This window comes from Streptomyces pallidus (ex Mingjun et al. 2026) (assembly GCF_051550185.1).
Taxonomy (GTDB): Bacteria; Actinomycetota; Actinomycetes; order Streptomycetales; family Streptomycetaceae; genus Streptomyces.
The window spans coordinates 224,952-250,697 of sequence record NZ_CP196181.1 but is presented as its reverse complement, the minus strand read 5'-3'; the positions used below and the strand labels follow the sequence as shown (position 1 = coordinate 250,697).

Genomic DNA, 25,746 nt, shown 5'->3' with positions numbered 1-25,746 from the left:
AAGCGAGGCTGTCGTCGTGGCGCACGCAACCAGATGGTGGCGGGGACGGTTTGCTCCGGCGGCCGCCTCCTTCCGGGCGCGCCTGCGGACCCCGCCCGAGGACCCCGACGGCACGTCCTTCGACGACCAGGCCCACTCGGACCCGCCGACCCGCCCGCCGCCCGTCGACGTCATCCCCTGGGGGCTGCGCGTGGCGGCCGAGGCGGGGTGGCGGCTCCTGGTCATCGCGGCGGGCCTGTGGGTGCTGTACCACGTGGTATCCGCGCTGCGGATAGTGGTCCTTGCCTTCGCCGTGGCGCTGCTGGTGACTGCGCTCCTGCAGCCCGCAGTGGTCTGGCTGCAGCGGCGCGGCGTCCCGCGCGGCCCGGCGACCGCACTGACCGCCCTGTGCGGGTTCGTGGTGCTGGGGCTGGCCGCCTGGTTCGTGGTTTGGCAGGTCATGGACAATGTGGACGTGCTCACCGCCCGGGTGAGCGAAGGCGTCCACGAGCTGAAGCAATGGCTGGTGCGCAGCCCGCTCCACGTCACCGAGAAGCAGATCAACTCCCTCGCCGACAAGCTGAGCGACGGCATAACCTCGGGAGGCGGCATCGCATCCCACGGGCTGCAAGGCGTCACCGTCCTCGTGGAACTGCTCACCGGGATCCTTCTGGTGATTTTCTGCACCCTGTTCATGCTGTACGACGGGGCGCGCATCTGGCGCTGGACCTTGAAGGCCGTGCCCGCCGCCGCCCGGCCCGCCGTGGCGGACTGCGGTCCTGCAGCCTGGCGGACGCTGACCGGCTACGTGCGCGGAACCGTCATCGTGGCGCTGGTGGACGCGGTGTTCATCGGGCTCGGCGTGTACTTCCTCGGCGTCCCCCTGGCCGTGCCCCTGGCCGTGTTCATCTTCCTCTTCTCGTTCATCCCCCTGGTCGGTGCCGTGGTCTCGGGCGCCCTCGCAGTGGTTGTCGCCCTCGTCACGCAGGGGCTCTTCGCCGCCGCGATGGTGGTCTTGGTGGTGCTGGTCGTCCAGCAGCTCGAGGGTCACGTCCTGCAGCCCTTCATCCTCGGCAGGGCCGTACGGGTGCATCCGCTCGGGGTGGTGCTCGCCGTCACGGCGGGCGGCACCCTGGCAGGGGTCGGCGGTGCGGTCGTGGCGGTCCCCCTCGTCGCCGTGCTCAAGACCGTGGTCAGCCGACTGCGCCGCACCGCGGTGTCCGCCTCGCCGTCCTCAGCGCTGCCTCCGGCATCGGAGCCCGGGCGGTCCGGGCCGTGAGGCCGAGCCGCCAGCCGTCGGCGGGCCCGTCAGGCCTCGGCTTGCAGCGGGACGTGTCCCACTGCTTTCTGCACCTCGGCCGCCAGCTCGTCGCGGTCCAAACCGAGCTCCTCCGCGTAGTGGGTGAGGAAGTCCTCCAGCGGTTCCCAGACCTCACGCCAGTCTTCCCACGCGTCCCGCCAGGCCACGCGCTGCTCGTCGGTCCACTTCTCAACGCTGTTGAGTTCCTCCTGAAGGCGCTTCACCACGGCATGCGCTGCGTCGTTCGCTTCCTGCAGCTCGATCAGTTCGTCCATGACGTCGGCCAGTTCGATTTCCATTCCCGCATGTTAAGTACCAGGACCGACAGTCGTTGAGCCGATGGCGCGAGGCGTTTCGGGTCCGCCGCAGCAACCATCGGAGCAGGTTCCTGGCGCGGAAGACCGCCGCGGCGCCGCACGGTCCCCGGCGCTCAGCAGGGACGTTCGTATTCGAGTTGGGCGAGCGGGTTGCCGTCGCCGAAGTCGAGGGCGCGTTCACGGCCCGATTCGAAGAACCCGCATTTGGTGTAGAAGCGGCGGGACCGGGGGGTGTCGCGGAGCGTCCAGAGGTGAACCCGGGGGAAGCCGGTGTCCCGCAGGTGGCGCAGTGTCTCGGCCATCAGGACGGCGGCCACGCCGCTGCCCCAGCCGTCGGGGTGGCCGTAGAAGCTGTGGATCTCCGCCAGGCCGGGACGGCTCGCGGACGGTAGGGCGTAGGACATGGCGAGGGGGCGACCGTCGAGGGCGGCGAGCGTGATTGTTTCCGGACCGTCCGTGATCCGTGCATGCCAGCGGCCGCGCCTGTCGCGGACGCCGTCGGCGGCGAACCCGGGTTCGAAGAAGGGGGCGTAGGCCGCTTCCCAGGCAGCGGCATGAATCTCACCGAGGGCGTCCCCGTCCCCCGGGACCGCGCGACGAACTTCGATCATCCGGTGAGCGTACCGGGCGGCGCCCCGAACCGTCCCGGGACCGGGCGGGCGGTCAACCCTCGCGGGGCGTGCGAGGTCGTGGTCCGTGGACGCGGCGCGCGAGCCGGGTCCCGCGGCCGCCAGGTGCCGGAGCCGACGACGACCACCACTGCTCGCAAGGAGAACAGTGCACGTCGTCGACGGGGACCGGGGCCGGCACGCACTGCAGCGCGCGTACAAGGCGACCTTCTGGTGGGGCGACGGGTTCTGATCCCGGGCAGGCTCCTGCCGGCCCCGCTCGGGCGGACGCGCGGCGTCCGGGTCTGGGGCGATGGCGGGGCAGGCGGGGCCGTGCCGCCGATGCGTGCCTGTCGGAACACGACCGACACCGTCGATGGCCGTCGAACCCCCTTGCGCTCGAGGGACAGCCGTTGGACACGCAGGGACAACCAGGAGTGTGCCAGCGGCCGTACGGTCGGGATGTGCCGGGCGCTGCGGGCCCGCGCGGCGGGCACGTGCCTGAGCATTCCGACATTTCCGCATCCATCGAAGGGGAGTCCCGTGTCCGACGTCGCCCAGGTGCAGGCCGCCCCGAGCACCCGCTGCGCCGGCCAGGGCGGGCGCCCGGACCCGCAGCACCTCCAACCCGCCGTCCGCCCCGACTGCCCCGGCGGCCGGGACCGTACCGAAGGAACAGCCATGCCCTACATCGACGTCGCCGAAGGCAACAGCGCCCCCGTCCGCCTGTACTACGAGGACCACGGCGCCGGCCGCCCCGTGGTGCTGATCCACGGCTGGCCCCTCGACGGAGCCTCCTGGGAGAAGCAGACGGCCGCGCTGCTCGCCGCCGGCAACCGCGTGATCACGTACGACCGCCGGGGCTTCGGCCGCTCCGACCAGCCGGCGGACGGCTACGACTACGACACCTTCGCCGCCGACCTGCACACCCTTCTGATCGCGCTCGACCTGCGCGACACCGTGCTCGTCGGTTTCTCCATGGGCAGCGGCGAGGTCACCCGCTACCTCGGCACCTACGGCTCCGAACGGATCGCGAAGGCTGTCGTGATCGGCGTCGTCCCGCCGTTCCTGCTCAAGACGGACGACAACCCGGGCGGTGTCGAGGGGAGCGTCTTCGAGGGGATCGAGGAGGCCGTCGCCGCCGACCGGTTCGCGTTCATGACCTCCTTCCTCGCGGACTTCTACAACACCGACGTACTGGGCGGCGAGCGCATCAACCAGGCTGCCGTCCAGGCCAGTTGGAACGTCGCCGCGGGTGCCTCCGCCAAGGGCACCCTCGACTGCGTCCAGGCCTGGCTGACCGACTTCCGCGCGGACCTCCCGCGCATAGACGTCCCCACCTTGATCATTCACGGCGACGCCGACCGCATCCTGCCCGTCGACGTCACCGCGGTCCCGCTCGCACAGCTCGTCGAGGGCGCCGCGTTGAGGATCGTGCCCGGCGGCCCGCACGGCCTGCTGTGGACGCACGCCGACGAGGTGAACGCCGCCCTGCTCGCCTTCCTGGACTGAACCGGCGCCGCCCCCGGGTACGCCGGAGGCCGGCCACACCTGGGGGCGGGCCTCCGGTCCCCGCGGCGGCGGCCCGCTCAGCCGGTGCCGGCCGGCCCCCGGGACGCCCTCTGCCACTCCCGAGGCGACATCCCGTACGCGGCGCGGAAGGCACGGCTGAAGTGGGAGGGGTTCACGAAGCCCCAGCTCTGCGCGACCGCCGACACCGTCGGCCCTGTCCCGGTGCCGCGCGACAGGTCGCGCCGGCACCGTTCCAGGCGTTCGCGGCGCGTCCACCGGCCCACCGACGTCCCGTCCGCCTGGAAGAGCCGGTGCAGGTAGCGCACCGAAATGTGGTGAGCGGCCGCGATCCGCTCCGGGGTCAGCCCGGGGTCCGCCAGGTGCCGTCGTACGTACTCCTTGACCCGGGCCAGCATGCCCCCGGCTGCCTCCGGCGCCCGTGGGTCCAGCCGGTCCTGCCGCTCGCGGACCAGCACCGCGAGCAGGTCCGCGGCGGTCAGGCCGAGCCGGTGGCCGGTGTCCGGGGCGAAGCCGGACGCCTGCTCCGCGAGCCGGGCGAGGTATCCGGCGAGCAGTCCGGCGGTTCCGGCCCGGCCGTCGAACACGGTTGCCGTCACGGCCCTGAGGTCGTCGTCCGAGACGCCGACGTCCTCCTTCGGCAGGCGGAACGCGGTGAACCGGAAGTCGTCCGGCTGCTCGCGGCGGTACGGCTGGCCGGCGTCGGAGCAGGTGAACGTCCCCGGGACGACCAGCGCCTGCCGCCCGTGCTGGGTGAGCCGTGCCGTGCCCCGGTGCTGGAGGGTGAGGGTCACGTACTGTCCGCCGCCCTGCGCGATGCGGCGCCGGCTGCGGGTGACGGCCTGCGGGCCGGCGTCGACCTCGGAGATCTGCACGGGGCCGACGTGCTGGCTGACGATCGTGCCGACCGCCGGCTCCCGTTCGTGGAGGGTGACGTCCAGCGGGACGAACGTGCCGGACACCAGGCTGTGCCAGTAGTCGGCGCGTTCGGTTGGTGACAGGGCTGAGGTGGTGCTGACCAGGGACAACGTGACTCCGGGAGGATGCGGGGTGGTTCCGCACCCACTCTCGGCTCACCGGTCGTCGGTGCCATCCGTCAAGTGACTTGCCTCGTGTACGTCACACTCTCGCCGACGGCACCGGCCGTTTCGGCACCGGTCTTCCGCTCAGTGGCCCGCCGCCGCATCCTGCTCGACCACGTCCCGCAGTTGGCTGCGCGAGGTCACGCCCAACGCCGGGAACGCCTGGTACAGGTGTGTGCCCACGGTGCGCGGGGACAGGAAGAGCCGCTCACCGATCTCACGGTTCGTCAGCCCCTGGGCAGCCAGTCGGACGATCCGCTGCCGCTGTGGCGTGAGGGACCGCAGGGCGCTGGGCCGTCCCGATTCGACGGTCACGCCGGCCGCCCGCAGTTCCGCCTCGGCCCGCCGGCTCCAGGGCACCGCACCGAGGCCGTCGAAGATCTCCCGGGCCTTGGTGAGCGCCTCGCGGGCGTCCGCTATCCGGCGCTGCCTGCGCAGCCACTCGCCGTACTCCAGCCAGACCTGGGCCCGCTCGAACGGCCACCGCTGGCCCACCGGGTCGGCCAGTGCGGTCAGGAACAGGGAGCCGGCCTCCGCGGGGTCGGCGAGCAGCGCGGCGGCCCGGTCCATGATCTGCCGCAGCCGGGCCGAGGCCCCGTCGCCGACCTCGGCGGTCACCCGCTCCAGCACCGTACGGGCCTCGTCGGCGTGGCCGGTCAGCACGGCGGCGGCCGCGTGGTCGGCGACCGCGTAGCAGGAGAGGTGGTGGTGCAGCGGGGCGCCCGTGGAGTCGTAGAGGCCGCGCAGGTGCCGGTGGGCGGCGGCGTGGTCGCCGAGGGCGGTGGCCGCCAGGCCGGCGGCGCGACGGGCGCGCACCACCGTCGCGAGTGCGCCGGCCGGCTCGGTCACGGCCAGCGCCGTCGCCGCGTGCCGGAGCGCCGGCTCGGGTTCGCCGGTGAGGGCGTGCAGCGTGGCCAGGACCGTCAGAGCCCGTACGGAGCCGAGGGTGTGCTCGCCCTCCAGGAACCGGGCGGCGAGCCGCTCGACGCCGAGCCGGGCGTCCGCCCACCGGCCGGCGTCCACGTTCGCCCAGGCCAGGTCGGCGGCGGTCATCCCGGCGTGGAAGGCGTCCGCGTCCTCCCACTGAGGGTTGACCAGTTCGCCGAGCAGGCTCACGGCCGTCTCGGTCTCGTCGAGCACCAGGCACAGCACGCCGAGGGTGTGCAGTTCGGTGGGGAGGCGGCCGGGGGCCGCCGCGACCGCGGGCAGCCGGCCGCGGATCGCGGCGCCGTGGGCGAACGGGTCCGTCACCCCGAGGTCCCAGAGGTGGAACGGGTGGGTGGCGATGTCGCGCGTGTCGCGCCGATCCAACAGGTCGCGCAGGCGAGCACGTTGCGCGGCGGAACCCGAGTGGTACGCGATACCGGTCGCGATCGTGGACACGCCGGCGCCGATCGCCGCCGGGTGCATCAGTCCGTCGGAGTCGACCAGGGCGAACGCCCTCTCCATCCGCATCGTCAGCATGGCGACGAGGCCGCTGAGGCCGCAGATCCACCCCGTGGTCACCGGGTCCTGGTTCGCTTCGAGGGCCCGCGAGGCGATCGCTTCCGCCTGCCCGAGGTCGCCGACCAGGACCGAGGCGTACGCCGCGGTGGCCAGCCGACGGGTCCGGTCGGCCGGGTCGGTGCCCAGCTGGGCCGCCCGCTCCAGTCCGGCGACCGCTTCCGCCATGGCGCCGCGGGCCACCGCCCGCATCGCGGTTTCCTCCAGTGCGCCGGCGACCGACGCGTCGGGTGCCACCGTCGCCGCCGACAGCTGCCAGGCCCGCCGATCGGGGTCGCCCTGGAGCGCCGCGGCCAGCGCCAGGTGGGCACGTCGGCGTTCGGCGAAGGGCGCGGCACCGTAGATGGCGGAGCGGACCAGGGGGTGGCGGAAGTCGATGCGGTCCGCGTGGAGGCGGATCAGACCCGCTTGTTCCGCCGGTTGCCAGACGTCCACGTCCGTGCCCGGCGGCAGCGCGCCCATGACGTCGCCGAGGGCGGCGCCCTCCGCCGCCGCGGCGAGCAGCAGCGCCTCCCGGGACGCCGCGGGCAGCTCGTCCACCTGGGCGGCGAAGGTCCGTTCCAGCAGGTCGGTCACGGGCACGTGCCCCGTCGCCGGCAGTCCGCCGTCGCGCGCCGCCTGTCGGGCGAGCTCCACCAGGGCGAGGGGGTTGCCGGCTGCCGTGTCGAGGAGTCGGCGGCGGGCAGGGCCGACCGGGGCGTCCGGCTGGGCGCTGAGGAGTTCCTCGGCTTCGGTCGGCGGGAGGGCCGGAACCACCAGCTCCGGGACGGACCGGTCCAGCCAGTCGGGGCGGTGTGTGCCGCGGGCGGCAACGAGCAGCCCGATGGGCTCGCCGGCGAGGCGGCGCGCGACGAAGCCCAGCACCTGGCAGCTGCCGCGGTCGAGCCACTGGACGTCGTCTGCTGCGAGCAACACGCGCCGTGCGGAGGCGAGTTGCGAGGCAAGGGTCAGCACCGCGAGGCTCATCATCATGAGGTCGGGCGGCGCCGGGTCGTCGCCCAGGCCGAAGGCGCTCAGCAGGGCGACGCGCTGCCGCACGGGCAGGTTCTCCGCGCGGTCGAGGACGGGGAGCAGCAGCTGGTGCAGGCCGGCGAAGGCGAGTTCGGTCTCGGCGGCGTTGCCTCGCACCCGGAGTACGGTGGCGCCGGCGGCCGAGGCCTCCTCGACCGCCGCGTCGAGGAGGGTGGTCTTGCCGACCCCGGGCTCCCCGAGCAGCAGCAGCGACGCGACGGGCGCGCTCGGCGCGAGCGCTTCGGCGATGACAGCCCGCTCGCTCTGACGACCGATCAACTCATGTCTCCTGAACTCGTCCCGTGTGATGCCGCGCGGCGTCCGGCGTTCACCACGCCGCGAAGTCGCAGGCCAGAGCATAGTTCAGCGTGAGTATGGGTGCCGGTGCGGAGCACCCGGGCGGCTCTCGTCGGGAGGGGGCGGACGGCCTCGGGCCCTGGCCGGCGGGGCCCCGAGCTGCCGGTCGAGGCAGGTCGTGCAGGGGAGGACGGGCGGGCCGGTCTTCTCGCCGGGCATCGAGCCGGCGAGCCCGGCGTATCGTGGGTGCACCGCGTAAACCGGATTGTGTGCGTGCGGGACGTGGGCTTGAGTGTGCCCGTGACTGCACTGAACGATCTTGTACGGCCGGACCGCTACCCGCGCTCGTCGCGCTACGACCCGGCGTGGCTCGTGGGCCTCGACATGGGGCCCAATCCGCTGTGGCTCCTCGAGGACCTGGCCCGGGACCTCGATCTGCGCCCCGGTATGAAGGTCCTGGACCTGGGCTCCGGCAAGGGCGCCACCTCGGTTTTCCTGGCCCGCGAGTACGGAGTCGAGGTAGTCGCCGCTGACTGGTGGATTGCGGCGGAGGAAGCGGCGGCGGTCTTCGCCGCCGCCGGGGTCGCCGACCGGGTGACGGCCGTACGCACGGAGGCGCACGTCCTGCCGTTCGAGCCGGAGAGCTTCGACGCCGTCGTGAGCATCGACGCCTTCGAGTACTTCGGCACCGCAGACGGCTACCTGCCCTACCTGGCGCGGTTCCTGCGCCCCGGCGGCCAACTGGGCGTGGCGACGCCCGGCATGACGAGGGAGGTGCGCGACATCGGGTTCGTACCCGCCCATGTCAAGCGGGTGGTCGGCTGGGAGGCCATCGCCTGGCACACGCCCGAGTGGTGGCGGTTCCAGTGGGAGATCACCGAACTGGTGGACGTCACGTCGGCGCGCCTGCAGGAGGACGCCTGGCGGGACTGGCTGCTGTGGGCACGGGTCTGCGCCGAGGTGCAGCCGGACGGCCTGAAGGCCAACCAGCCGGTGATCGACATGCTGACGGAGGACGGCGGGGAGTACCTCTCCTTCGCCCTGGTGACCGCCCGCAAGAAATGATCGGAGGGGTTTCCGCGGACGTCTGCTACCGTCGCAACGGCGCGGGAGTCGCGTGAACGAGGGCTCGGATCCGGGGGGTTGATGAATATGGCCGTCAGCGGCCTTCCCCAGCATGCCCTTTTCCGGACCGCGCGCTGACGCGATGCGGTCCGGGTCGTTCACCATGACCAGGAGACATCCGTGCATTCCGCCACGTCCGACCATCGCGGCGAGCTGACCACCGACCGGCTCGTGCTCCGTAGCTGGACCACGGCCGAGGCCACCGCCGTCCTCAGCGCCACCCGCCGGCCGGCCGACTGGGCCGAGGACTTCCCCGCCGAGGGGGACCGCGTCATCGCGGGCCTCTTCGCGGACAACCCGGCCTGGCTCGGCGCCTACGGTCACCGGTTGATCGTCGAACGGGACAGCGGACTCGTCGTCGGCTCGATCGGCCTGTTCTGGCCGCCGGCCGAAGGAGTCCTCGAACTCGGGTACGGCGTCGTCGCCTCCCGGCGCGGCTTGGGCTACGCCACCGAGGCCGCCAGGACCCTCACCGCGTACGCCCTGACCGCACCCGGGGTCCACACCGTGGTTGCCGGTGTGGAACTGTCCAACCCCGCCTCCGTACGCGTCCTGGAGAAGGCCGGATTCGAGCGGCACCACGCCGCCGCAGCCGCCGAGGGCGTGGTCCGCTTCAGGCTGACCACGTCGCCGGACCACATGGATCGGTGATCCCGAGGGCCGGCGGCGCGGCACCGCCGCCGGCCCTGTTCCAGCTGCCTGCCGCGGTCCTCGCCCGAACCCTCCGCATCGGCATCACCGTCGCCGTACATGGCAGCGGGCCGCAGCCGGCGACGGGGGCACCTACGCGGTCGGTGTCAGCCCCAGCGCCGCCTACCACCACTTCAGTTCGCGCGACGCCTTGGTGCACGCACTGTCCGACCGCATGCTGGCGCGGCTGGGAGAACACCTGGTCGTGGCGGTGCACGCCGCCTCGGCTCAGGGACCGGGGCGCCTGGCCGCCTACGGTCGCGGCTACATCGGCTGGGCGGTCGACGACCCGGCCGTCGCCCAGCTCGTCTTCCGCTGCGGTTCCACCGAGCATCGCCGCTCGGTGGCCCGTCCCCACCCGCACGACGTCCTCGCAGCAGAGCTCGACCGCCTCGCGGACGCGGGCCGCCTTCCGGCCTCGGCCCGCCCCGGAGCCGAATTCGCGGTCTGGTCCGCCATCCACGGTCTCACCGTCCTGCTCATCGACGGCCTGGTCCACGACAGCCGAGAAGACGTCGACCGCCAGGCCGAACGGCTGGTCCACGCCACCCTGGAAGGCCTGCGGATGGAGGCCGCCCCGCCCGGCCAATGGCCCGCGCCCCACACCACCCACACCCGGCAACGCCCCGGCTCATCGTCCTCTTGACGCTCTGGGCGTCCAGGAACACCGCGGACGGAGGTGCAGGGCGACCGCCGACGGGGAACGGCCGGTGGTGGGCGATGCCGTCCAGGTCACCGGGTCGGACCCGCCGCAAGCGGGCGCGGCGCGGCACTGCGTGGTCGAGGGGCCGGAGTCCCTCTGCTCAGGACGGGGAAGGCGGCCTTTCCCGCGGCAGGGGCTTCTGCAGCCGGGCCGCGAGTTCCACGGGCAGGGCGTCGCGGTTCGCCGGGGTCAGGTGGACGATCTCGATGTCGGCATGCCGTTTGAGGGCGTCGGTGAACGGGTCGCGGTGCGCGTGGACCGTGGCCACGACGTCGATGTCCGCGGAGAACAGGGTGATGACCGCGCTCCGGAACGCCTCGCACGCCAGTTCCATCCGACCCAGCTCGTCGAGGAGCACGAGTCGTCCTGACGCCTCGTTGCCCGCCGTCGGTCGGAGCGACGGCAGCGCCAGGCGTTCCATGACGCCCAGGTCGACGCCGTATTTCCCCACCCGCGGCGGACCGGGCAGGTCGACATGGGCGAGCACCCCGCGCCGGCCCGCCAGTGTCTCCAGGGCGAAGCCGACTCGGCGGCCGGACTGCCGGATCTCCTGCGTGGTGAAGCCGGTGGCCGTGCGGGCGGGCAGCAGCTCGGCCAGCCGGCGCAGAGCGGTTGTCTTGCCCGAGCCAGGGCGACCCTCAAGCAGGATCCTTGTCGGCACACTGCCATCCTCTCCCGGTTCCCCGCGCCGGGCCGCGTGAGCTCGGCCGTACGGGGCGCAGGAGCCGGCGCCTGGCACCGGCGCCTGTCGGTGTGCGGTCACCCGGTGCGGCGGGCGTCCAGCACCTCCAGGTAGTGCGGGTTGTACATCACGCCGAGGACGTTGCCGAACGGGTCCAGTACGGCTCCGGCCCGGAAGCCGCCGTAGTCGCGCAGTGGCTCGTGCTCCTTCGCGCCGAGCCCGAGCAGCCGGGCCATCTCCGCGTCGACATCGTCCACGTGCCAGTACGCGACCACGCCCGCCGGGGCGGAAGGGGTGCGGGAGACACCCAGTTCCTGGAGGTGGTCGCCGATCCGGAACTCGATGTAGTCGGGTCGCTCGAAGTACGGCTCGACGCCCAGGACTTCGGAGTACCAGGCGCGGGCGGCGGCCAGGTCGTCGGCGTGGTAGCGGATGGTGGCGAGGCCACGGAAGGTCGTCATGCGGGCAGTGTGGCAGTCATATAGGTCAGCTCCCGTCCTCCATCGGCAACTGACGCGTCCCGGGGCTGCCGTTCGGGCAGCAGGCCTCAGCCGTGGAACGCGCCCGACACCTCATAGACGATGCCGCTCGCGGTCGCGAAGTACATGCGCTTGCCGTCCGGGGCGAAGTCCAGCCCCGCCAGGGCCGTGCCGCCCTCGAGACGCAGGAACGGCGCGATGACGTTGCTGCTGGTGACGGCGCAGACTTCGGCGTTGCCGCCCGGGCCCTCGGTCACGAACAGCTCTTCTGCCGCCGACTTCCCGAGCGGGAAGGCCACCTCCCGCGGGCTGGTCAGCGGTCCACCACCGGTCTGGGCGGCGTCGTAGTGGACGCGGAGCAGCGGACCGAACGAGTCGACCCGGTAGATGCGGCTGTCGCCCTGGGTGGGGACGTAGTAGGACACGGAGTTCTGGGCAGCCAGACCGCCGGGCCGGTCGAACCGGATCTGGTCGGGCAATTGGTGGCGCACGGGCGTGGTCGCGGCCGAGGGGTCCGGTACCGGCTTGTGCACGACCTGGCTGCTGCCGGGGGCCGCAGTCCATGCGTAGAGGGTGCCGTTGAACATGCGGTAGACGCCGCCGTCGGGTTCGTCCTCGGTCATGAAGAGGGCGCCGGCGCCGTCGTACGTCAGTCCGCCGCGCTTGAACCGCCCTTGTTCGGGGCGGCGTACGGCCGCTTTCACGCCGCGCGGGTCGGTCTCGTACGCGTAGCCGCCCGTGACGCGCTCACCGACGAGCCATCCGCCGGCCGGCATCGAGGTGCCGACGGTCGGGGCGGTGCTGCCGGTGTCCACGCGGTGGGCGCCGGTGATCGTGCCGTTGGAGGAGAAACGGATCGCGCTCGCGCCGCCGTTCTCGGAGTGCGATACGTAGATCCAGCCGGTGCCGTCGGGTACGACGCCGCCGGAGCCGGGAGCCGCGTGCCAGACGTACGCCGTGCCGGCGGCGGCCTGGCCCGAACGGGCGACGACCCTGCTGGTGAAACCGGCCGGCAGGCGCAGGCCGTTCGCGTCCGGGGCGAGGAGTTCGCCGTAGGGGCTCGGGCCGGGCTGTACGGCGGTCACGGCCCGGGCGGTCCGGCCGGGCAGCATCCTGCTGATGCCCGCGGCCGAGGCGGCTACTGCGGCGGCACGCAGGAGGACACGTCTTTTCATCACTGGAACCTCTACATCGCTTCGTCATGAGGCAGAAATGCATGCGACGCCCGGGCCTGGGTCCTGTCCGGCCATCCTCACGGTTCACGAGGACCGCCGGACAGGTCCCGGCAGTGCTTTGTCAGGTCAGGGCCACTGCATCGGAACCCGCCGTCTGGCGGTCCCGGCGATACCCCGTGACCTGCGGCGTCGAAGCACCGCCCCTTCTGAGGGTTCCCTTGGGGGTCGGACTGCTCGGAGGTTCTTTCCCGCGCCGGCGGCGCCCCGTAGTGCGCCGGCCAGGGGGGCCGACGCACTACGGGGGACTCAGTACGAGCAGCCGCTGGTGGGCAGGGTGCCCGGGGCCTGCGGGGCGAGGCCGTCGTAGAGGTCGAGGAGCATGGCCTGGGGACAGTGCTTCACGCCGCCGATCCGGATCTCGAAGTGCAGGTGCGGGCCCGTGGACTGTCCCGTGTTGCCCGACTTGCCCAGGTACTGGCCGGGGGTGACGGTGGTTCCGGCCGCCACGCCCCGGCTGTCGAGGTGACCGTAGATGTACGTGGCCCCGTCGTCGCCGTTGACCTGGATGCCGTTGCCGAAGCCGCCGTCGATGTAACTGACCGTTCCCCGGGTGACGGCGTAGACCGGCGTGCCGATCGGCACCTGTATGTCGATGGCCGCGTAGTCGTGGTGCGGGTCGTCGAGCTCGCTGCGCGGAACCGCGGTGTGCGGAAGGACGTAGGCGTAGTTCCCGCTCGCGCAGGTTGCTGTCTCCGGCTGCGCGGAGAGCAGCGTCTGGGTCCAGCCGGAGGCGTCGACGGGGTCGTCGTTGTGGTAGACGATGTCGCTACCGGACCGGTCGGTGGGGTTGAGGTCCTGGTACCAGTACATGCCGCCGGCCCCGGTGACTCCGTAGTAGAGGCCGCCGCCGGGGGAGACGAGCTGTTCGAACGCGGACCAGCCAGAGGCCACGAGTTCGGCTCCCGACCAGCCGCCACTACTGTCGATCTTGTATTCGAGGAGGCGGCCGTCGGCGGTGTTGGCGATCAGCCGGTCGTCGCCGGAGGAGGCCAGGGTTTTCAGGACGAAGCCGCCGCCGATCTCCACACGCTGGCCGATGTGTTGGGAGCCGGCGGGCTTGTCCTGGGAGACCAGGTACTGGAGGAGCGTGCCCCCGGCCGTGCCGTACAGGTGGCCGTGGCCGTCGTAGACGAGCTTGTCGTGGGTCCAGCCCGTACCGATCTGCACCGGGGGGCCGACCAGGGCCAGCGAGAGGTTGTTCGTCTGGATGTCGACGCGGTAGAGCGCGCCGTTGGTGTCCGTGACCAGGACGGTGTTGAAGTTCAGCGTGGCCATGGCCTTGGGTGCGAAGCCGAGGTTCGGCCCGATCAGCGTTTTGATCCGGTCGCCGTTCGACGGGTTGATCTGGGAGTACGTCAAGCGGCCGTCGGCGAGCGTGCCGTATACGGACACCGACCCGGAACAGCTCGCGGCGGCGGCCGCCTGGGCGGGTGTGGTGGTGACGGATCCCAGGCCGAGCGTCATGACGCCGGCGAGCAGGGCTCCGATCACAGGTCGAGACGTGCGGATCTTCACTCGTCATCCTCCAACAGGCGTGTGGTCCCGGTAGATGATCAGGATCCGAACCTACGCATGAGCCCTGGCGGGGCGATATGAATCTTCACGCCACATTGATCACGCCCCATGACCGCGCACTGGCCAGATCGCCCCGCACGCACCCGGTTCGAGGATCACTCCACGGCCGCCCGCCCGCTGTCTGCGACGGGGCCGAGAGTGGCGGGGCGGTTCCCGCAGGGCGTCGAAGACGACCCCGCAGGCTCCGGCCTCTCTCTGCGTCCGGCGCCCGAGGAGACACCCCGGCGCGCGCCCGGCCCGTGGTAGCCGACCCCACCGCACGCGGAACCCCGCAGAAAAGGCCGTGGCGTGCATGTGGACCGGCTCTGTGGGCGCCGCCTCCGCTGCGGCCCGCCCGGACGATCGGGCGGGTGGACCGTTGACCGTCAGGCTCTGGCTGCCGTCTCCCGGATCAGCGGTTCGAACTCCCGCCGCACGTAGGCGTCGCACGGTTCCGTCAGGGCGCCGTCGGTCACCCGCCGCACCTGACACGCGGTCGCGAACTGCTACAACGCTGTGCGGGAGTCCGGCTCCACACCACCGCCAACGATCAGAACGCCGAGTTCCCCGGTCTGCAGCAGCTTTCGCGTGTCCTCGCCCGTACTGACCCCCTCGGCGTCGAAACCGTCCGCGTGCAGGGTAGCCAGGACCTCCCTCACTCTGGCGCGCGTCTGCCCGACACCAGCGCACCCGACCCTAGAACCTCAGCTGCACTTGAGGTCAACCTGTGCTGACCACCCCTCAGGCTCCGACGACGCGGCGTGGTGGACGAGGAAGTCCTTCGGGGACACCTTTCTGAACGCCCCCTACGGCACCGAGGCGGCCCCGGATGTCCTGCGCGTCGTCGGGAACCATTTCGGCGGCAGACCGCAGCGGGCGGCGGGCAGCACGACGGCTTCGGGCAGCGTGGCCATTGCCGATGCGGCAGGGGCCCACGCCTGCTGGTGGTCCGAAGGCCGGGGTTCACTTCAGGTGACGGGTGAGGAACTGAGCCGCGGCGTCCCCAGCGAACTGCGGGACACCGGTGTGCCCGCCGAGATTGGCGTGCAAGGTCTTCTCCTCGGAACCGAAGGCGTCGAACAGGTCCAGGGCCGCCTGCCGGTCGTTCCCTTCGTCGTCCCACTGCAGCAGGACGTGCAGCGGGGTCGTGACCTTGCGGGCCTCCTCGAACATGGCACGGGGTACGAAACTCCCGGCGAACAGAACGGCGGCCGAGATGCGCGGCTCGACCACCGCCAGCCGGGTCCCGATGGAGATGATTCCCCCCGAGTACCCGACGGGGCCGCTGATCTCGGGAAGCGAAAGGAGGGCGTCGAGGGCGGCCTGCCATTCCGGGACCGCCTTTTCGACGAGCGGGAGAACGAGGGCGTCGATGATCTCGTCGCCGACCGGCTCGCCGGCCTCCAGCGCCCGGCGCAGGTCGGCGCGGGCCCGCTCGGCGGCGGCCCAACGGGGCCGTTCACCGCTCCCGGGGAGTTCGATGGTGGCCGCGGCGAAGCCCTCAGCCGCGGAGTGCCGGGCGCGCCCCGCCAGCCGGGGGTACATCCTGTCGAGTCCGCCGGGGTGCCCCAGCAGGATCAGCGGCGCCGACGCGGAGCGGGATGCGGATGCGGAGTCGGACGCGGGAGTCCACAGGATGCCGGGGACCTCGCCGAGAGTGAATTCGCGCTCGAGGACACCGTCGTCGAGACGCCGTTCGGAAGTGAAGTGCATGGTCGTGCCTTTCGGGAATGCGCGTGAACGGCGCTCCCGGACGACCTATCGCCCGACCGTGACCCCGGAGGGGAGCACCCATGTCGATACTGCGTTCACGGGTACCACCTCCTCGTTCTCTCGCACGGCCTCCGGAAACGTAGCAGGGGCGCAGTGGTCCGCCCAACGGTTTTCCCGCCGGAGGCCCTCCGCCCCGGCTGCCCTGCGGCCGCCGAGAGCTCCGCGTGTGGCCATCCGCTCGTCACGGCCTCCCGGTGGCCGATCCGTCACCCTCCCGGGTACTGCCGAAGCCGCGCACCGCGACGCGGGAGACGGCCACTGAACGATCACGCCGCTTCCCACGTGTACAGGTCGAACGGCATGAGCGGGGACAAGAGGAAGGACAGCGCCCGGATGAGTATCGACGCTGGGGTGTGGCTCGAGCAGGCGGCGTGCCGCAGTGCGGATGCGGACGACTTGTTCGTCGACGGGGCGGCTCAGCACATGGCCAAGGCCGTGTGCACCGACTGCCCGGTGAGACTCGAGTGCCTTGCACAAGCCCTGGACGATCGGATCGCTTACGGAGTCTGGGGCGGCATGACCGAGAGGGAGCGACGGGCGCTCCTGCGAAGTCGGCCCCTGGTGACGTCTTGGCGGCGTCTCTTCGAGAGGGCCCGCGCCAAGCAGGACCAGCAGACCAGGGCGTGCCTCGGTGGCACCGAGGGGTGATGCCGCCCGGCCGGCCCGCCGTGTAGGGCGCCGCGCGCCCGAGACGCCCACGCGATCCTTTTGCCGACGCCCCGGCGGGGCTGCGGTGCGTGGCCGAGAGCTCGTCGCCACCCTCCGGGCAGCCCGGTTGCCGGGCGGCTTCCGCGCCGGCCTGGGCGTCGGCCTGCGAGGCGAACGGCTCGTACGCCGGGGTTCCCGGCGCGAGCACGCCGCGCGGGAGCCGCTGCTCGAGGTCAGCGAGGAGTAAGGAGGCAGAACTCGTTGCCCTCCGGGTCGGTCAAAACCGTCCAGTGGATTGCGGACTGGTCGATACCGGGGTCGGTGGCGCCCAGGGCGCGCAGTCGGGCTTCTTCTGCTTCCAGGTCGTCACCGGGGTAGGGGCAGACGTCGAGGTGGACGCGGTTCCACACGCTCTTGGTGTCGGGGGTGCGAATGAATTCGAGGTAGGGGCCGACGCCTTTGGCGGAGCGCATGGTCGCGTGGTCGTCGGTGACCTCGTGCAGCGTCCAGTCCATCGCCTCTCCCCAGAACCGGGCCATCCCTCGTGGGTCGGTGCAGTCGACCACCACCGCGGCGATCGGACCGGTGTCCTGGTAGATCGGGCGGGGCTCCAGGACGCAGAACTCGTTGCCCTCCGGGTCGGCCATGACCGTCCAGGGGACGTCGCCCTGACCCACGTCGGCGAGCGTCGCTCCGAGGTCCTTCAGACGCTCGACCAACTCCGCCTGATGGGCGGACGAGGTGGTGGCCAGATCGAGGTGCACCCGGTTCTTCACCGTCTTGGGTTCCGGGCGGGCGATGAGGTCGATGCAGACGGCCGTGGGATCGGGGTAGGTGAAACCGACGGGTTCGAGGTTGGTCACGCCGGGTCCCTCGCTGTCGACACCCCACCCGAGTGCCTCCGCCCAGAACCGGCCGAGCGCGGAGTCGTCCCGGGCCTTCATGTTGATCTGCACGAGTCTTGTTGCCATGCCCAGATCCTAGAAGCTGCCGCAGCCCGGCCCGCCCCGAGACCACGACCACCGCATCCCGATCCGGGACGGCTGCTCCACCGGGAGGCTTCTGGAGCCACCGGACGGCGGGCGCAGGGCCGATTCAGCGGAGCTTGCCACCCGCTCGGCCACGCCTGTCCCGTCACGAAGACCCCCTGGGCTGAGGATGCTGGCGACGGCCGGCCGCCGGAGGCCGACCGGATCCGCCCCCGACAGCGTAGGAGAGACAATGCCCCCCCACCCCGAACGACCATGAGTACGCACCGCCCAGGCGTGCGGAAGGTAGACAGGCCCCGATGGCGCACGGCCGACGCGCCTGGCTGGCGGGGCTCTTGGCGGCGGCGTCCACCGCGCTGCTGCCAGGGGTCACCCCACTGGCGGCCGCAGCCCACGGCAAGCCTTCGACGGTCAGCCGTCTCTACGTGACCAACTTCGACGTCGACACGGTGACGGTGCTCAACGCCGCCACGAACGCGGTGGTCGCCACCGTCCCCGTCGGTGACACCCCGACAGACGCGGCGGTGGATGCGGGCCGTGCCCGCGCCTACGTGGTCAATCGCGAGGACGACACCGTCTCGGTGATCAACACCGACACCAACGCCGTCGTCACCACCGTTCCTGTGGGCGACGGCCCGTTCGACGTGGCGGTGGACTCGCCCCGCGCCCGCGCCTACGTGACCAACTCCGCCTCGGACACGGTGTCGGCGATCAACACCGCGACCGACGACGTCATCGACACCTTCCCGGCCGGTGACGGACCGGTCGGCGTCGCCGTCCTGAACACCGGCGGAAAGAAGCGACCGTGAACAGGCCGCGTCCTTAACCGCGAGCGGGCGTGAACGACCTGACGCAGCCGTCCCCGCCGGCGGCGGTGACGCCCGCTCGAACAGGCGCGAGGAGGACCACGGCCCGTCCCATCGGGCCTACCGCCGATGGCTGATGCGCTGTGCCAGTACGGCGCGGAGCGGGACCGGCTGCTGCGCATCGCAGCCGGTTGTGGTGGTACGGATGTCGACTTCACCCCCGCTCCGTCGCCGGAGCCGTCCGCCGTCGGACAGGCCGCCCGGGAGGGCCGGCTCCGTCCTTGCTGAGCACCTCACCCCTGCGAAGCCCGGGCGTCGAGGTAGGAGTGGTAGGCCCGTGCGAGGTTCTCCAGGTATTTGAGTGCCCCCGCCCGCTCGGTCTCGGTCAGGCCCTCCGAGGCATGGAAGAGCGTGCCCAGCAGCGGGGCGAGTTCGCCCATGACGTGGCGGAACCCCGTCTCGGTGACGTCGAGGACCTGGCGGCGGCCGTCGTGCGGGTGCGGTGACCGGCTCAGGTGCCCCTCCGTGACCAGCCGGTTGACCGACTGGGTGCCGGCGGCCGTGGTGATGCCGAGCCGCCGCGAGAGCTCGGCCGGGCCGATCGGTGCACCGGCATTCCTGGCCATGATCACGTGTTCCACGGCTTCCACCTGCGTCAACGGCATGTCCAGCCGCTCGGCGAGGGCGGCCCGCGCCAGCTGGGTCAAGGTCAGTACCTCACGCAGAGCCCTCGACAGCTCGTCCGATTCGGGCGCCCCACCCGAAGATCCGGACGGGGCCTCATGCGCCGGGACGCGTGCGTCGAAGGGGTCTGGTTGCGTCATGGCCCCAAGTCTGACACGGTAAAAGTCGCTAAGTGACTTAACTACCCAGTGAGGGTGCACTCCGTGTCCAGAACAATTCCGGGCCGTCTGCAGCCCGGTCCGGCCGATCTCTCCGGGACCGGCCCGCGCCGGCCCGAACGCCTGGCCTGGCTGGTTCTGCTGCTGACCCTGATCGGCCTGGCGGCCGCCTTCTCGTCGGGCCCCTCCGGCGCCGCCACCACCGACTCCGGGGACGGGGGTCCGCCGACCGCGTCGCAGTCCGCGCAGGTCGCCGACATCGTCAAGACCTTCCCCTCCGGATCCGTCGCACCGGCCGTCGTCGTCTACGACAACGCCGACGGCAGGCCCCTCACCGGTGCGCAGCTGGAACAGATCACCCGGCGCGCACAGCCGCTTGGCGCCCTCGGGCTCGCCCCTGAGGCGGCCCGGCCCGTGGTCCTGAAGGGCAAGGTGGCCACCGTTGCCGTCCTGCTGCCGGCCGACGCCGGTGGGGAGCGGAACACCGCTGCGATCGAGAAGATCCGGCAGACAGCGGCCGACGGCATCACCCAGCCGCTGCGGGCGCAAGTGACCGGCGGCCCGGCCTTCCGCGCCGACATCGCCGCAGTGTTCAAGGGCGCCGACACCACCCTGCTCATCGCCACCGCCTCCGTCGTCGGGCTGCTTCTGCTGGTCACCTACCGCAGCCCCGTGCTGTGGCTGGTGCCGCTGGCCGTCGTGGCCACGGGAGACCAGGTCGCAGCCGTCCTCGTGGGAGCCCTCGCTCCGCACGCCGGTATCGAGGTCAGCGCCTCGTCCGCCGGCATCCTCTCCGTTCTCGTCTTCGGTGCCGGCACCGACTACGCCTTGCTGCTGGTCTCCCGCTACCGCGACGAACTCCACCTGACCGAGGACCGGTTCACCGCCATGGCCCGCGCCTGGCGCGGCACCGCCCCCTCCGTCGTGGCCAGCGGCACCACCGTCGTACTGAGCCTGCTGACCCTCCTCGCCGCGGAACTGACCGGCAACCGGGGCCTTGGATTCGCCGGCGCCATCGGCATCCTCGTCGCCATGGGGTTCGCGCTGGTCGTCCTGCCCGCCGTCCTCGTCCTGCCGGGCCGATGGCTCTTCTGGCCCCTGATCCCCGAAGCCGGCCAGGCCCCCGCGGTGGACCGGCGCGGAGTGTGGGCACGCATCGGAACCGCCGTCGCCGGACGCCCCGCACGGGTCGCCCTCGCCGGCTCCGCCCTGCTCGTCCTCCTCTCTTGCGGGGCACTGGACCTGCACACCGGCCTCGCTCGGAGCGACTCCTTCCGCAAGACGCCGGAAGCCGTCCTCGGCCAGCGCACCCTGGCGACGGTCCAGCCCGCCGGCGCAGGCGAACCCCTCACCCTCATCTCCACCCCGGCCGCCGCGGACGAGGTCCTCGCCGCGGCCCGTCGAACCCCCGGCGTCGCATCGGTGACCGCAGGTGACCGCACGGCGGCCCATGCCCGTGCCACCGCCGTACTGGCCGCGGGACCCGGCACCGACGCCTCGGACGCGGCCATCACCCGCCTGCGCTCCGACCTCGCCCGGATTCCCGGGGCCAGGGCCCTGGTCGGCGGCACCACGGCGGAGAACTACGACGTCGAACGGGCCACCGAGCACGACACCCGCCTCGTGGTCCCTCTGGTCCTGGCCATCGTCTGCATGGTGCTCATCGCGCTGCTCCGCTCCCTGGTGGCTCCCGTGCTCCTGGTGGCGACCGTCATCGCCTCCTACTTCGCCGCCCTCGGAGCGAGCTGGATCATCTTCCGCACCGTCTACGACTTCCCGGCCCTCGACACCACCGTCCCGCTCCTGTCCTTCCTCTTCCTCGTCGCCCTGGGCGTGGACTACAACATCTTCCTCATCGCCCGGGCCCGCGAGGAGACCCTCGCCGGACACCGCACCCGCACCGCGATCCTGCGGTCCTTGTCGGTCACCGGCGGGGTGATCACCAGCGCCGGAATCCTGCTGGCCGCCGTCTTCGCGGTCCTCGGCGTCCTGCCCCTGATCACGCTGACCCAGATCGGCGTCATCGTGGGAATCGGAGTCCTCCTGGACACCCTGCTCGTACGCACGGTCCTCGTGCCGGCCCTCGTCCTCCTGACCGGCAAGCGGTTCTGGTGGCCGGGCCGGCCCGAGCAGGAAACCGCTCGACCCGGCCGGCTGCCCGGCTGACCGCGGGGAAGGCGTGGCGAACCCCCGGCGGGGCGGCCGAGGGCACCGGCTGCGTCCCTGCTGCGGTGTCAGGCCCCGGGGTCCGCCGGCCGCTGCTCGTGTGGCGCGTTGCCGGGCTGCCCCGTGCCGGTGCGGCGTTGTTGGCCGCTGGTGTGGCGGAGGCGATCGGTCTCGTGGAGGAGGGCGGCGATACGGTCCGCGAGGCTGGGGTCGTCGGGGCGTACGTGCGGTTCGGCGGCGGTCAGCGGATCCACCAGGTCGGCGGGGTCGCTGCCGGCGAGGGCGGCGTGGACCTGGCCCAGGTAGGCGCGTCCGGGGGCGTCGAGCGGGGTGAGCGCGCTGACCTGGCCGGCGAGTTGGCGCAGGTCGGCGGCGTGGTCACGGGCCCACGTGTCCACTGCGCGCTGGGCGGCGCGCCCGTCGCGGGTGGCCTGGACGCGCTGTTCGCCGGTGCTGCCTTCGGGGCCGGGGCGCAGCCGCAGGTAGCGACGTTCGGCCGCTTGGCGGCTGGCCACGCCGAGCGGAGCGGCGAGGTCGGCCCAGCTGGCGCCGGCTGCGCGGGCGGTCTCGATCAGCCCGCTCTCCCAGCCGGCGAGCTGCTCACGGACCTCGCGCAGGAGCAGCAGAGCGGCCAAGGCCTCCCGTGGATCGTTCGGCGCGTTGCCGGCCGGGCCGTGGGCGTCGCCGAGTTCCCGCTCGATGGCGCTCAGGGCGGCCGCGGCCGCCAGGAAGGACGCCGGCGACCCCGTCGGCCGGGGATCGGGCGAAGAAGCAGCGGGCACGGAGCCTCACCTCCACAGTGCTGTTGTCGGGACCGGCGCGCGGTCACCCTTGTCGGCAATGTCATCCGTTGGATGCCGGACACGATTGTCATCGTTTCGATGACATGCTACAACGGAGATACCTGAAGCGCACTGGCACCCCGTGCAGATACCTCAGGAGGTTCCCATGCTGATGCGCACCGACCCCTTCCGTGAGCTCGACCGCCTCACCCAGCAGCTGACGGGCCCGGGCACCTGGTCGAAGCCGTCCGTGATGCCGATGGACGCCTACCGCGACGGCGACGTCTATGTGATCGCCTTCGACGTCCCGGGCGTGGCCAAGGAGGCGATCGACATCGACGTCGAGCGGAACATGCTCACGGTCAAGGCCGAACGCCGGCCGGTCGCGAAGTCGGACCAGGTTCGGATGGAGCTCTCGGAGCGGCCACTGGGGGTGTTCTCCCGGCAGGTCGTGTTGGCCGACACCCTCGACACCGAGCACATCACGGCGGACTACGAAGCGGGCGTGCTGACCCTGCGGATCCCGATCGCCGAGCGTGCGAAGCCGCGCAAGGTCGCCATCGGTGAAGGCAGCACCAAGCAGCTGAGCAGCTGAACCTCCCGCCGCCGACCCGGCCGAAGAGTGCACGAGCCGTCCGGCGCCGTCCGTGCGTGACGGCCGTGCCGCCCTGCAGCTCACGGTCCGGACGGGGGGTTCCTCCCCTTCTCCCGTCCGAACCGGCGCCGTCACCGCGAACGCGCCATCTAGGAGCATTGGTCATGACCTTGCGCTGGGACGCCTTCATCGAGCACGTACAGGAGCGTGGCGAGTACGCCTCCCACGAGGAGGCCGACCGTGCCGCCCGCGTTGTCCTCGCCCTCCTCGGAGCCCACCTCGTCGGCGAGGACCGCGCCGAAGTGGCCGCCCGTCTCCCGGAAACGTACGCGCTGATCCTGCTCAACCCGCTCCAGGCACACGAACCGCTGGACGCGCAGCGCTTCGTCCGCGCGACCGCCGCCTGGATCGAGGGTGCGACCGAAGCCACTGCGGCCTGGGACGTCAGTGCTGTCCTGAGCGTCGTCGCCGACGCCCTCGACGACGACCTCCTCCGCCGGCTCCTCCTTCAACTCCCACCCGGCTACGACCTCCTCTTCGGCCGCCCCGGCCCCGACTGACCCATCGCCCGAACCCTCCCACCGACCAGGTCCCCCGCCCGGGCCGCTCCCCACCCCGGGGAGCGGCCCCCCGCCACGTCCTCGGCAACCGGCTCACCTCACCGCCTGCGGTTTCGTGAGGGACCTCGCCACCTGCGGCGGGCTATACGGTGCGGGTGACGCTCACGACGACCCTGATGGTGAGGGGCGGCACCGCGCCGGGTTGGGTCCGGCACGCGCCGACGGCCGCCCTGACGTCTGCGCGGACCCGGCGGGCGACGTCCACGACGCGGTGGTGTCCGTCAACGATGCAGCGCACCTCCAGGTGCCACTCACCGGTCGGGGCGAGTTCGCATCGGACCCCGGCGCCCTCGTGGGCCCCTCTGGTCGCTGGAGCTGCGGCTTCGTACACACGGGAGGCGGCCAGCGCCAGCCGTTCGGCAAGTGCCGGCTGGAGTGCGATCACACCGGGAACGCCGAGGGCGGCCCGGGCCGCGGTCCGGCGGATTGCCTCGCGGTCGGAGGCGCTCATCGTCCCCTCGGCTCGGACGGTCCGCCACTCGGCAGGGGGGACGGGTCCAGCACAGCGTTGATCTCCACGTCGACGGCCGTCACGGCGAGGCCGAGGGCGTGCTCGGCGATGTGGAGCACGGCCTCGCGTATCGCCTCGGCCCGTCCCCGAAGCGGCCGGTCGAGCGTCGCTGCCACCGTTATGGTGACGAGATGGACGGCGGGGCCGCCTCCCGAGGCGGCGATGCGGCAGCTGGCGGCGCGGACGCCGGGGACGGTGTCGGCGGCGCGGCGCAGCACTTTCGCAGCGGCGCTCTCCGCAATGCGCAGATCGTGGTCGGGATCGTCGAGCAGCAGCATCGAGCCCAGTCGTACCTCGGTCCGTACCGCGTTGATGACACGGGTGGCGAGGCTGTCACCATCGGGCTGCTCCTCGGCGCGCAGAGCCCGGGTCGCCCGGTCCAGGGCCGTCAGCCCTTCGACGGCCTCACGGCAGTGGGGGCAGCTGCTGCTGTGCGGATCGGAGGTGCCGCCCGCGGCGCGGGCCTCTTGCCAGGCACGGCCCAGGGGGTGCCCGCAGGGCAGGAGCTCCGCACCCGCCAGCAGCTCGGCTTCGGTGGACAGCGGTGTTCCGGCGCGCGCGGTAGACCCACCACCAGGCCTGTCGCCGTCCGAGGTCGGGTGTGGGTCGTCTAGCGCCATGGGCGCATCGCCTCCATCAGAGCGCGTCGGGCGCGAAAGAGCCTGCCGCGCACCGTTTGTTCACTGGTGCCCATCACATGGGCGATCTCTTCGTAGTGCAGGCCGTGCAGTTCCCGCAGCACCCAGCACGCCCGGAGTTCGGGGCTCAGCCTTTGCAAGGCTGCTCTCAGGGCGGCTGTCGCGGCGTCGATTTCGGCTGCGTGGGGCGGTGAGCCGTCCGAGTCCGCGGCGGCGGGTTCGGGGACGATGTCCAGGGGCACGGAGTGGGGCCGACGGCGCAAGGCGCTGAGGCAGCGGTTCGTCACGATGCGGTACATCCAGGTGCCGAACGAAGCGGTGTGCCGGAATTCCGGCAGGCGCCTCCACGCGCTGATGAAGGCGTCCTGGACCGCGTCCTCGGCATCCGTGCGGCTCCCGAGCAGATGCTGGGAGAGCGCGAGCAGGCGGCTGCTGTGCCGGCGGACCAGGACGGCGAAGGCGTCTTCGTCCCCCTCCGCGGCCCGTACCGCCAGCAGGCTGTCGTCGAGGGCACAGGCCTCGTCCAGATCCGTGCCCGCGTCGCCGACGCCGGGTTGCGGCGGGACCCCGTGCGGGGGCACGCCCACGGCGGGCCGGGGCGAGGGGCCGGTCTGGTTGCGCATCCGCCGCTCGCTTCCTGCCGAAGACGTTCTGGCGCCGCCTCCCTGCGTACTCCTCGATGGTAGGCCGTGCGGTGCGCCGTGTGAGGAATGCGCGTCCCGGGTGTCCAAACAGATGAGGGCGCCGCACCGGCGCCCGGACGGACGCCCCGGGAGGTCCTCATGTCGGACACCACCAGCCCCGCCTCGGGTGGGAGCGAGTCACGCCCAGTGGGCAAGACCCTCACGGGCCAGCCCGGCCCCGGGACGACGCCCGGCACGCGGGGCCGTACGACCATTGCCGACGGCGTGGTCGAGAAGATCGCTGGTATGGCCACCCGTGAGGTGCCGGGCATCCACAGCCTCGGCTCCGGCGTCGCCCGCACGCTCGGAGCGGTCACCGACAAGGTCTCCGGCGGCCGCCCCAGCGTGGCCCGCGGAGTCAAGGTCGAGGTGGGCGAACGCCAGGCCGCCATCGACCTGGACGTGGTCGTGGAGTACGGGCTTTCCATCGTGGACATCGCAGCCGACGTCCGCACCGGCGTCATCACGGCCGTGGAAGGCATGACCGGCCTCGAGGTCGTCGAAGTCAACATCGCCGTCGATGACGTCCACCTTCCCGACGAGGAGGACGACGACGAGGACGGCGAGGGACGCGTGCAATGACCCTCGAACACCCAAC

At 72.1% G+C, this 25,746-nt stretch carries 28 protein-coding genes; 13 read left to right on the top strand and 15 right to left on the bottom strand.

The window, feature by feature from the left end; all coding sequences use genetic code 11:
* The first annotated feature begins 16 nt into the window (after positions 1 to 16).
* Positions 17 to 1,258, top strand: coding sequence for an AI-2E family transporter (locus tag ACSHWO_RS01250; protein ID WP_438309673.1), 1,242 nt, complete (start codon positions 17 to 19; stop codon positions 1,256 to 1,258).
* Positions 1,259 to 1,287: 29 nt separating this feature from the next.
* On the opposite strand, the gene ACSHWO_RS01245 is transcribed toward ACSHWO_RS01250, so the two are convergent.
* Both ACSHWO_RS01245 and ACSHWO_RS01240 read right to left on the bottom strand, forming a co-directional pair.
* The gene (locus ACSHWO_RS01245) at positions 1,288 to 1,578 is read right to left on the bottom strand and encodes a hypothetical protein (protein WP_438309672.1); all 291 of its coding nucleotides are present in this window, start codon (positions 1,576 to 1,578) and stop codon (positions 1,288 to 1,290) included.
* 131 nt (positions 1,579 to 1,709) lie between these two features.
* Positions 1,710 to 2,207 carry an N-acetyltransferase family protein gene (locus ACSHWO_RS01240; protein WP_438309671.1) on the bottom strand — a complete coding sequence of 166 codons (498 nt, stop codon included), beginning with the start codon at positions 2,205 to 2,207 and terminating at the stop codon, positions 1,710 to 1,712.
* A 678-nt stretch (positions 2,208 to 2,885) separates the two neighbouring features.
* On the opposite strand from ACSHWO_RS01240, the gene ACSHWO_RS01235 reads away from it, so the two are divergent.
* Positions 2,886 to 3,716, top strand: coding sequence for an alpha/beta fold hydrolase (locus tag ACSHWO_RS01235; protein ID WP_438318852.1), 831 nt, complete (start codon positions 2,886 to 2,888; stop codon positions 3,714 to 3,716).
* 77 nt (positions 3,717 to 3,793) lie between these two features.
* Here the strand turns inward: ACSHWO_RS01235 and ACSHWO_RS01230 are convergent, their stop codons facing one another.
* Together ACSHWO_RS01230 and ACSHWO_RS01225 are read right to left on the bottom strand one after the other, a co-directional pair.
* Positions 3,794 to 4,762 (bottom strand): helix-turn-helix domain-containing protein, encoded by a 969-nt coding sequence (locus tag ACSHWO_RS01230; RefSeq protein WP_438309670.1) that lies wholly within the window; start codon positions 4,760 to 4,762, stop codon positions 3,794 to 3,796.
* A gap of 138 nt (positions 4,763 to 4,900) precedes the next feature.
* Positions 4,901 to 7,609 (bottom strand): AAA family ATPase, encoded by a 2,709-nt coding sequence (locus tag ACSHWO_RS01225; protein ID WP_438309668.1) that lies wholly within the window; start codon positions 7,607 to 7,609, stop codon positions 4,901 to 4,903.
* Between the two features lie 318 nt (positions 7,610 to 7,927).
* On the opposite strand from ACSHWO_RS01225, the gene ACSHWO_RS01220 reads away from it, so the two are divergent.
* The 3 genes from ACSHWO_RS01220 (at position 7,928) to ACSHWO_RS01210 (ending at position 10,088) form a co-directional block, all read left to right on the top strand.
* Positions 7,928 to 8,692, top strand: coding sequence for an SAM-dependent methyltransferase (locus ACSHWO_RS01220; RefSeq protein ID WP_438309667.1), 765 nt, complete (start codon positions 7,928 to 7,930; stop codon positions 8,690 to 8,692).
* A gap of 180 nt (positions 8,693 to 8,872) precedes the next feature.
* Positions 8,873 to 9,403: a GNAT family N-acetyltransferase gene (locus ACSHWO_RS01215; RefSeq protein ID WP_438309666.1), complete on the top strand. Its 531-nt coding sequence runs from the start codon at positions 8,873 to 8,875 to the stop codon at positions 9,401 to 9,403.
* A 193-nt stretch (positions 9,404 to 9,596) separates the two neighbouring features.
* Positions 9,597 to 10,088 carry a TetR-like C-terminal domain-containing protein gene (locus ACSHWO_RS01210; RefSeq protein WP_438318849.1) on the top strand — a complete coding sequence of 164 codons (492 nt, stop codon included), beginning with the start codon at positions 9,597 to 9,599 and terminating at the stop codon, positions 10,086 to 10,088.
* 157 nt (positions 10,089 to 10,245) lie between these two features.
* On the opposite strand, the gene ACSHWO_RS01205 is transcribed toward ACSHWO_RS01210, so the two are convergent.
* The 5 genes from ACSHWO_RS01205 to ACSHWO_RS01185 all read right to left on the bottom strand — a co-directional run bounded on the left by ACSHWO_RS01205 (position 10,246) and on the right by ACSHWO_RS01185 (position 15,808).
* Entirely contained in the window at positions 10,246 to 10,806 is a 561-nt protein-coding gene (locus tag ACSHWO_RS01205; protein ID WP_438309665.1) for a nucleoside-triphosphatase, read from the bottom strand.
* A gap of 98 nt (positions 10,807 to 10,904) precedes the next feature.
* Positions 10,905 to 11,288, bottom strand: coding sequence for a VOC family protein (locus tag ACSHWO_RS01200; protein WP_438309664.1), 384 nt, complete (start codon positions 11,286 to 11,288; stop codon positions 10,905 to 10,907).
* A gap of 86 nt (positions 11,289 to 11,374) precedes the next feature.
* On the bottom strand, positions 11,375 to 12,481 hold the full coding sequence (locus ACSHWO_RS01195) for a translocation protein TolB (protein ID WP_438309663.1): 1,107 nt from the start codon (positions 12,479 to 12,481) through the stop codon (positions 11,375 to 11,377).
* Between the two features lie 306 nt (positions 12,482 to 12,787).
* Complete coding sequence (locus ACSHWO_RS01190; RefSeq protein ID WP_385845916.1) at positions 12,788 to 14,005, bottom strand: M23 family metallopeptidase; 1,218 nt, start codon at positions 14,003 to 14,005, stop codon at positions 12,788 to 12,790.
* 1,053 nt (positions 14,006 to 15,058) lie between these two features.
* Positions 15,059 to 15,808: an alpha/beta hydrolase gene (locus ACSHWO_RS01185; protein WP_438309662.1), complete on the bottom strand. Its 750-nt coding sequence runs from the start codon at positions 15,806 to 15,808 to the stop codon at positions 15,059 to 15,061.
* A 393-nt stretch (positions 15,809 to 16,201) separates the two neighbouring features.
* On the opposite strand from ACSHWO_RS01185, the gene ACSHWO_RS01180 reads away from it, so the two are divergent.
* Both ACSHWO_RS01180 and ACSHWO_RS01175 read left to right on the top strand, forming a co-directional pair.
* The gene (locus tag ACSHWO_RS01180) at positions 16,202 to 16,516 is read left to right on the top strand and encodes a WhiB family transcriptional regulator (RefSeq protein ID WP_385845923.1); all 315 of its coding nucleotides are present in this window, start codon (positions 16,202 to 16,204) and stop codon (positions 16,514 to 16,516) included.
* A gap of 85 nt (positions 16,517 to 16,601) precedes the next feature.
* A complete protein-coding gene (locus ACSHWO_RS01175; RefSeq protein WP_438309661.1) occupies positions 16,602 to 16,763 on the top strand; it encodes a hypothetical protein in 162 nt (53 codons plus the stop codon).
* On the opposite strand, the gene ACSHWO_RS01170 is transcribed toward ACSHWO_RS01175, so the two are convergent.
* A complete protein-coding gene (locus ACSHWO_RS01170; RefSeq protein ID WP_438309660.1) occupies positions 16,750 to 17,487 on the bottom strand; it encodes a VOC family protein in 738 nt (245 codons plus the stop codon). The genes ACSHWO_RS01175 and ACSHWO_RS01170 overlap by 14 nt on opposite strands.
* A gap of 317 nt (positions 17,488 to 17,804) precedes the next feature.
* Here ACSHWO_RS01170 and ACSHWO_RS01165 point away from each other — a divergent pair, with 317 nt between their 5' ends.
* Positions 17,805 to 18,314: a YncE family protein gene (locus ACSHWO_RS01165; RefSeq protein WP_438309659.1), complete on the top strand. Its 510-nt coding sequence runs from the start codon at positions 17,805 to 17,807 to the stop codon at positions 18,312 to 18,314.
* Positions 18,315 to 18,440: 126 nt separating this feature from the next.
* Positions 18,441 to 18,599, top strand: a complete 159-nt coding sequence (locus ACSHWO_RS01160; protein WP_438309658.1) for a hypothetical protein — start codon at positions 18,441 to 18,443, stop codon at positions 18,597 to 18,599.
* Positions 18,600 to 18,604: 5 nt separating this feature from the next.
* On the opposite strand, the gene ACSHWO_RS01155 is transcribed toward ACSHWO_RS01160, so the two are convergent.
* Entirely contained in the window at positions 18,605 to 19,018 is a 414-nt protein-coding gene (locus ACSHWO_RS01155) for a MarR family winged helix-turn-helix transcriptional regulator (RefSeq protein WP_385845883.1), read from the bottom strand.
* A 180-nt stretch (positions 19,019 to 19,198) separates the two neighbouring features.
* Between ACSHWO_RS01155 and ACSHWO_RS01150 the strand changes: the two genes are divergently transcribed.
* A complete protein-coding gene (locus ACSHWO_RS01150) occupies positions 19,199 to 21,319 on the top strand; it encodes an MMPL family transporter (protein ID WP_438309657.1) in 2,121 nt (706 codons plus the stop codon).
* Positions 21,320 to 21,387: 68 nt separating this feature from the next.
* Here the strand turns inward: ACSHWO_RS01150 and ACSHWO_RS01145 are convergent, their stop codons facing one another.
* Positions 21,388 to 22,101 carry a hypothetical protein gene (locus ACSHWO_RS01145; protein WP_438309656.1) on the bottom strand — a complete coding sequence of 238 codons (714 nt, stop codon included), beginning with the start codon at positions 22,099 to 22,101 and terminating at the stop codon, positions 21,388 to 21,390.
* A 166-nt stretch (positions 22,102 to 22,267) separates the two neighbouring features.
* Here ACSHWO_RS01145 and ACSHWO_RS01140 point away from each other — a divergent pair, with 166 nt between their 5' ends.
* Together ACSHWO_RS01140 and ACSHWO_RS01135 are read left to right on the top strand one after the other, a co-directional pair.
* Complete coding sequence (locus ACSHWO_RS01140; protein WP_438309655.1) at positions 22,268 to 22,696, top strand: Hsp20/alpha crystallin family protein; 429 nt, start codon at positions 22,268 to 22,270, stop codon at positions 22,694 to 22,696.
* Between the two features lie 164 nt (positions 22,697 to 22,860).
* Positions 22,861 to 23,256 carry a DUF2267 domain-containing protein gene (locus tag ACSHWO_RS01135; protein WP_385845894.1) on the top strand — a complete coding sequence of 132 codons (396 nt, stop codon included), beginning with the start codon at positions 22,861 to 22,863 and terminating at the stop codon, positions 23,254 to 23,256.
* Between the two features lie 142 nt (positions 23,257 to 23,398).
* Here the strand turns inward: ACSHWO_RS01135 and ACSHWO_RS01130 are convergent, their stop codons facing one another.
* From ACSHWO_RS01130 to ACSHWO_RS01120, 3 genes are read right to left on the bottom strand one after another with little or no spacing between them, the layout of a single operon-like run.
* On the bottom strand, positions 23,399 to 23,767 hold the full coding sequence (locus tag ACSHWO_RS01130; RefSeq protein ID WP_438309654.1) for a hypothetical protein: 369 nt from the start codon (positions 23,765 to 23,767) through the stop codon (positions 23,399 to 23,401).
* Positions 23,764 to 24,447 (bottom strand): hypothetical protein, encoded by a 684-nt coding sequence (locus ACSHWO_RS01125; RefSeq protein WP_438309653.1) that lies wholly within the window; start codon positions 24,445 to 24,447, stop codon positions 23,764 to 23,766. The genes ACSHWO_RS01130 and ACSHWO_RS01125 overlap by 4 nt, the downstream gene beginning before the upstream one ends.
* The gene (locus ACSHWO_RS01120; RefSeq protein WP_438309652.1) at positions 24,438 to 25,088 is read right to left on the bottom strand and encodes an RNA polymerase sigma factor; all 651 of its coding nucleotides are present in this window, start codon (positions 25,086 to 25,088) and stop codon (positions 24,438 to 24,440) included. Before ACSHWO_RS01120 ends, ACSHWO_RS01125 begins: the two co-directional genes overlap by 10 nt.
* 159 nt (positions 25,089 to 25,247) lie before the next feature.
* On the opposite strand from ACSHWO_RS01120, the gene ACSHWO_RS01115 reads away from it, so the two are divergent.
* Positions 25,248 to 25,730: an Asp23/Gls24 family envelope stress response protein gene (locus ACSHWO_RS01115; protein ID WP_438309651.1), complete on the top strand. Its 483-nt coding sequence runs from the start codon at positions 25,248 to 25,250 to the stop codon at positions 25,728 to 25,730.
* Positions 25,731 to 25,746: the final 16 nt, after the last annotated feature.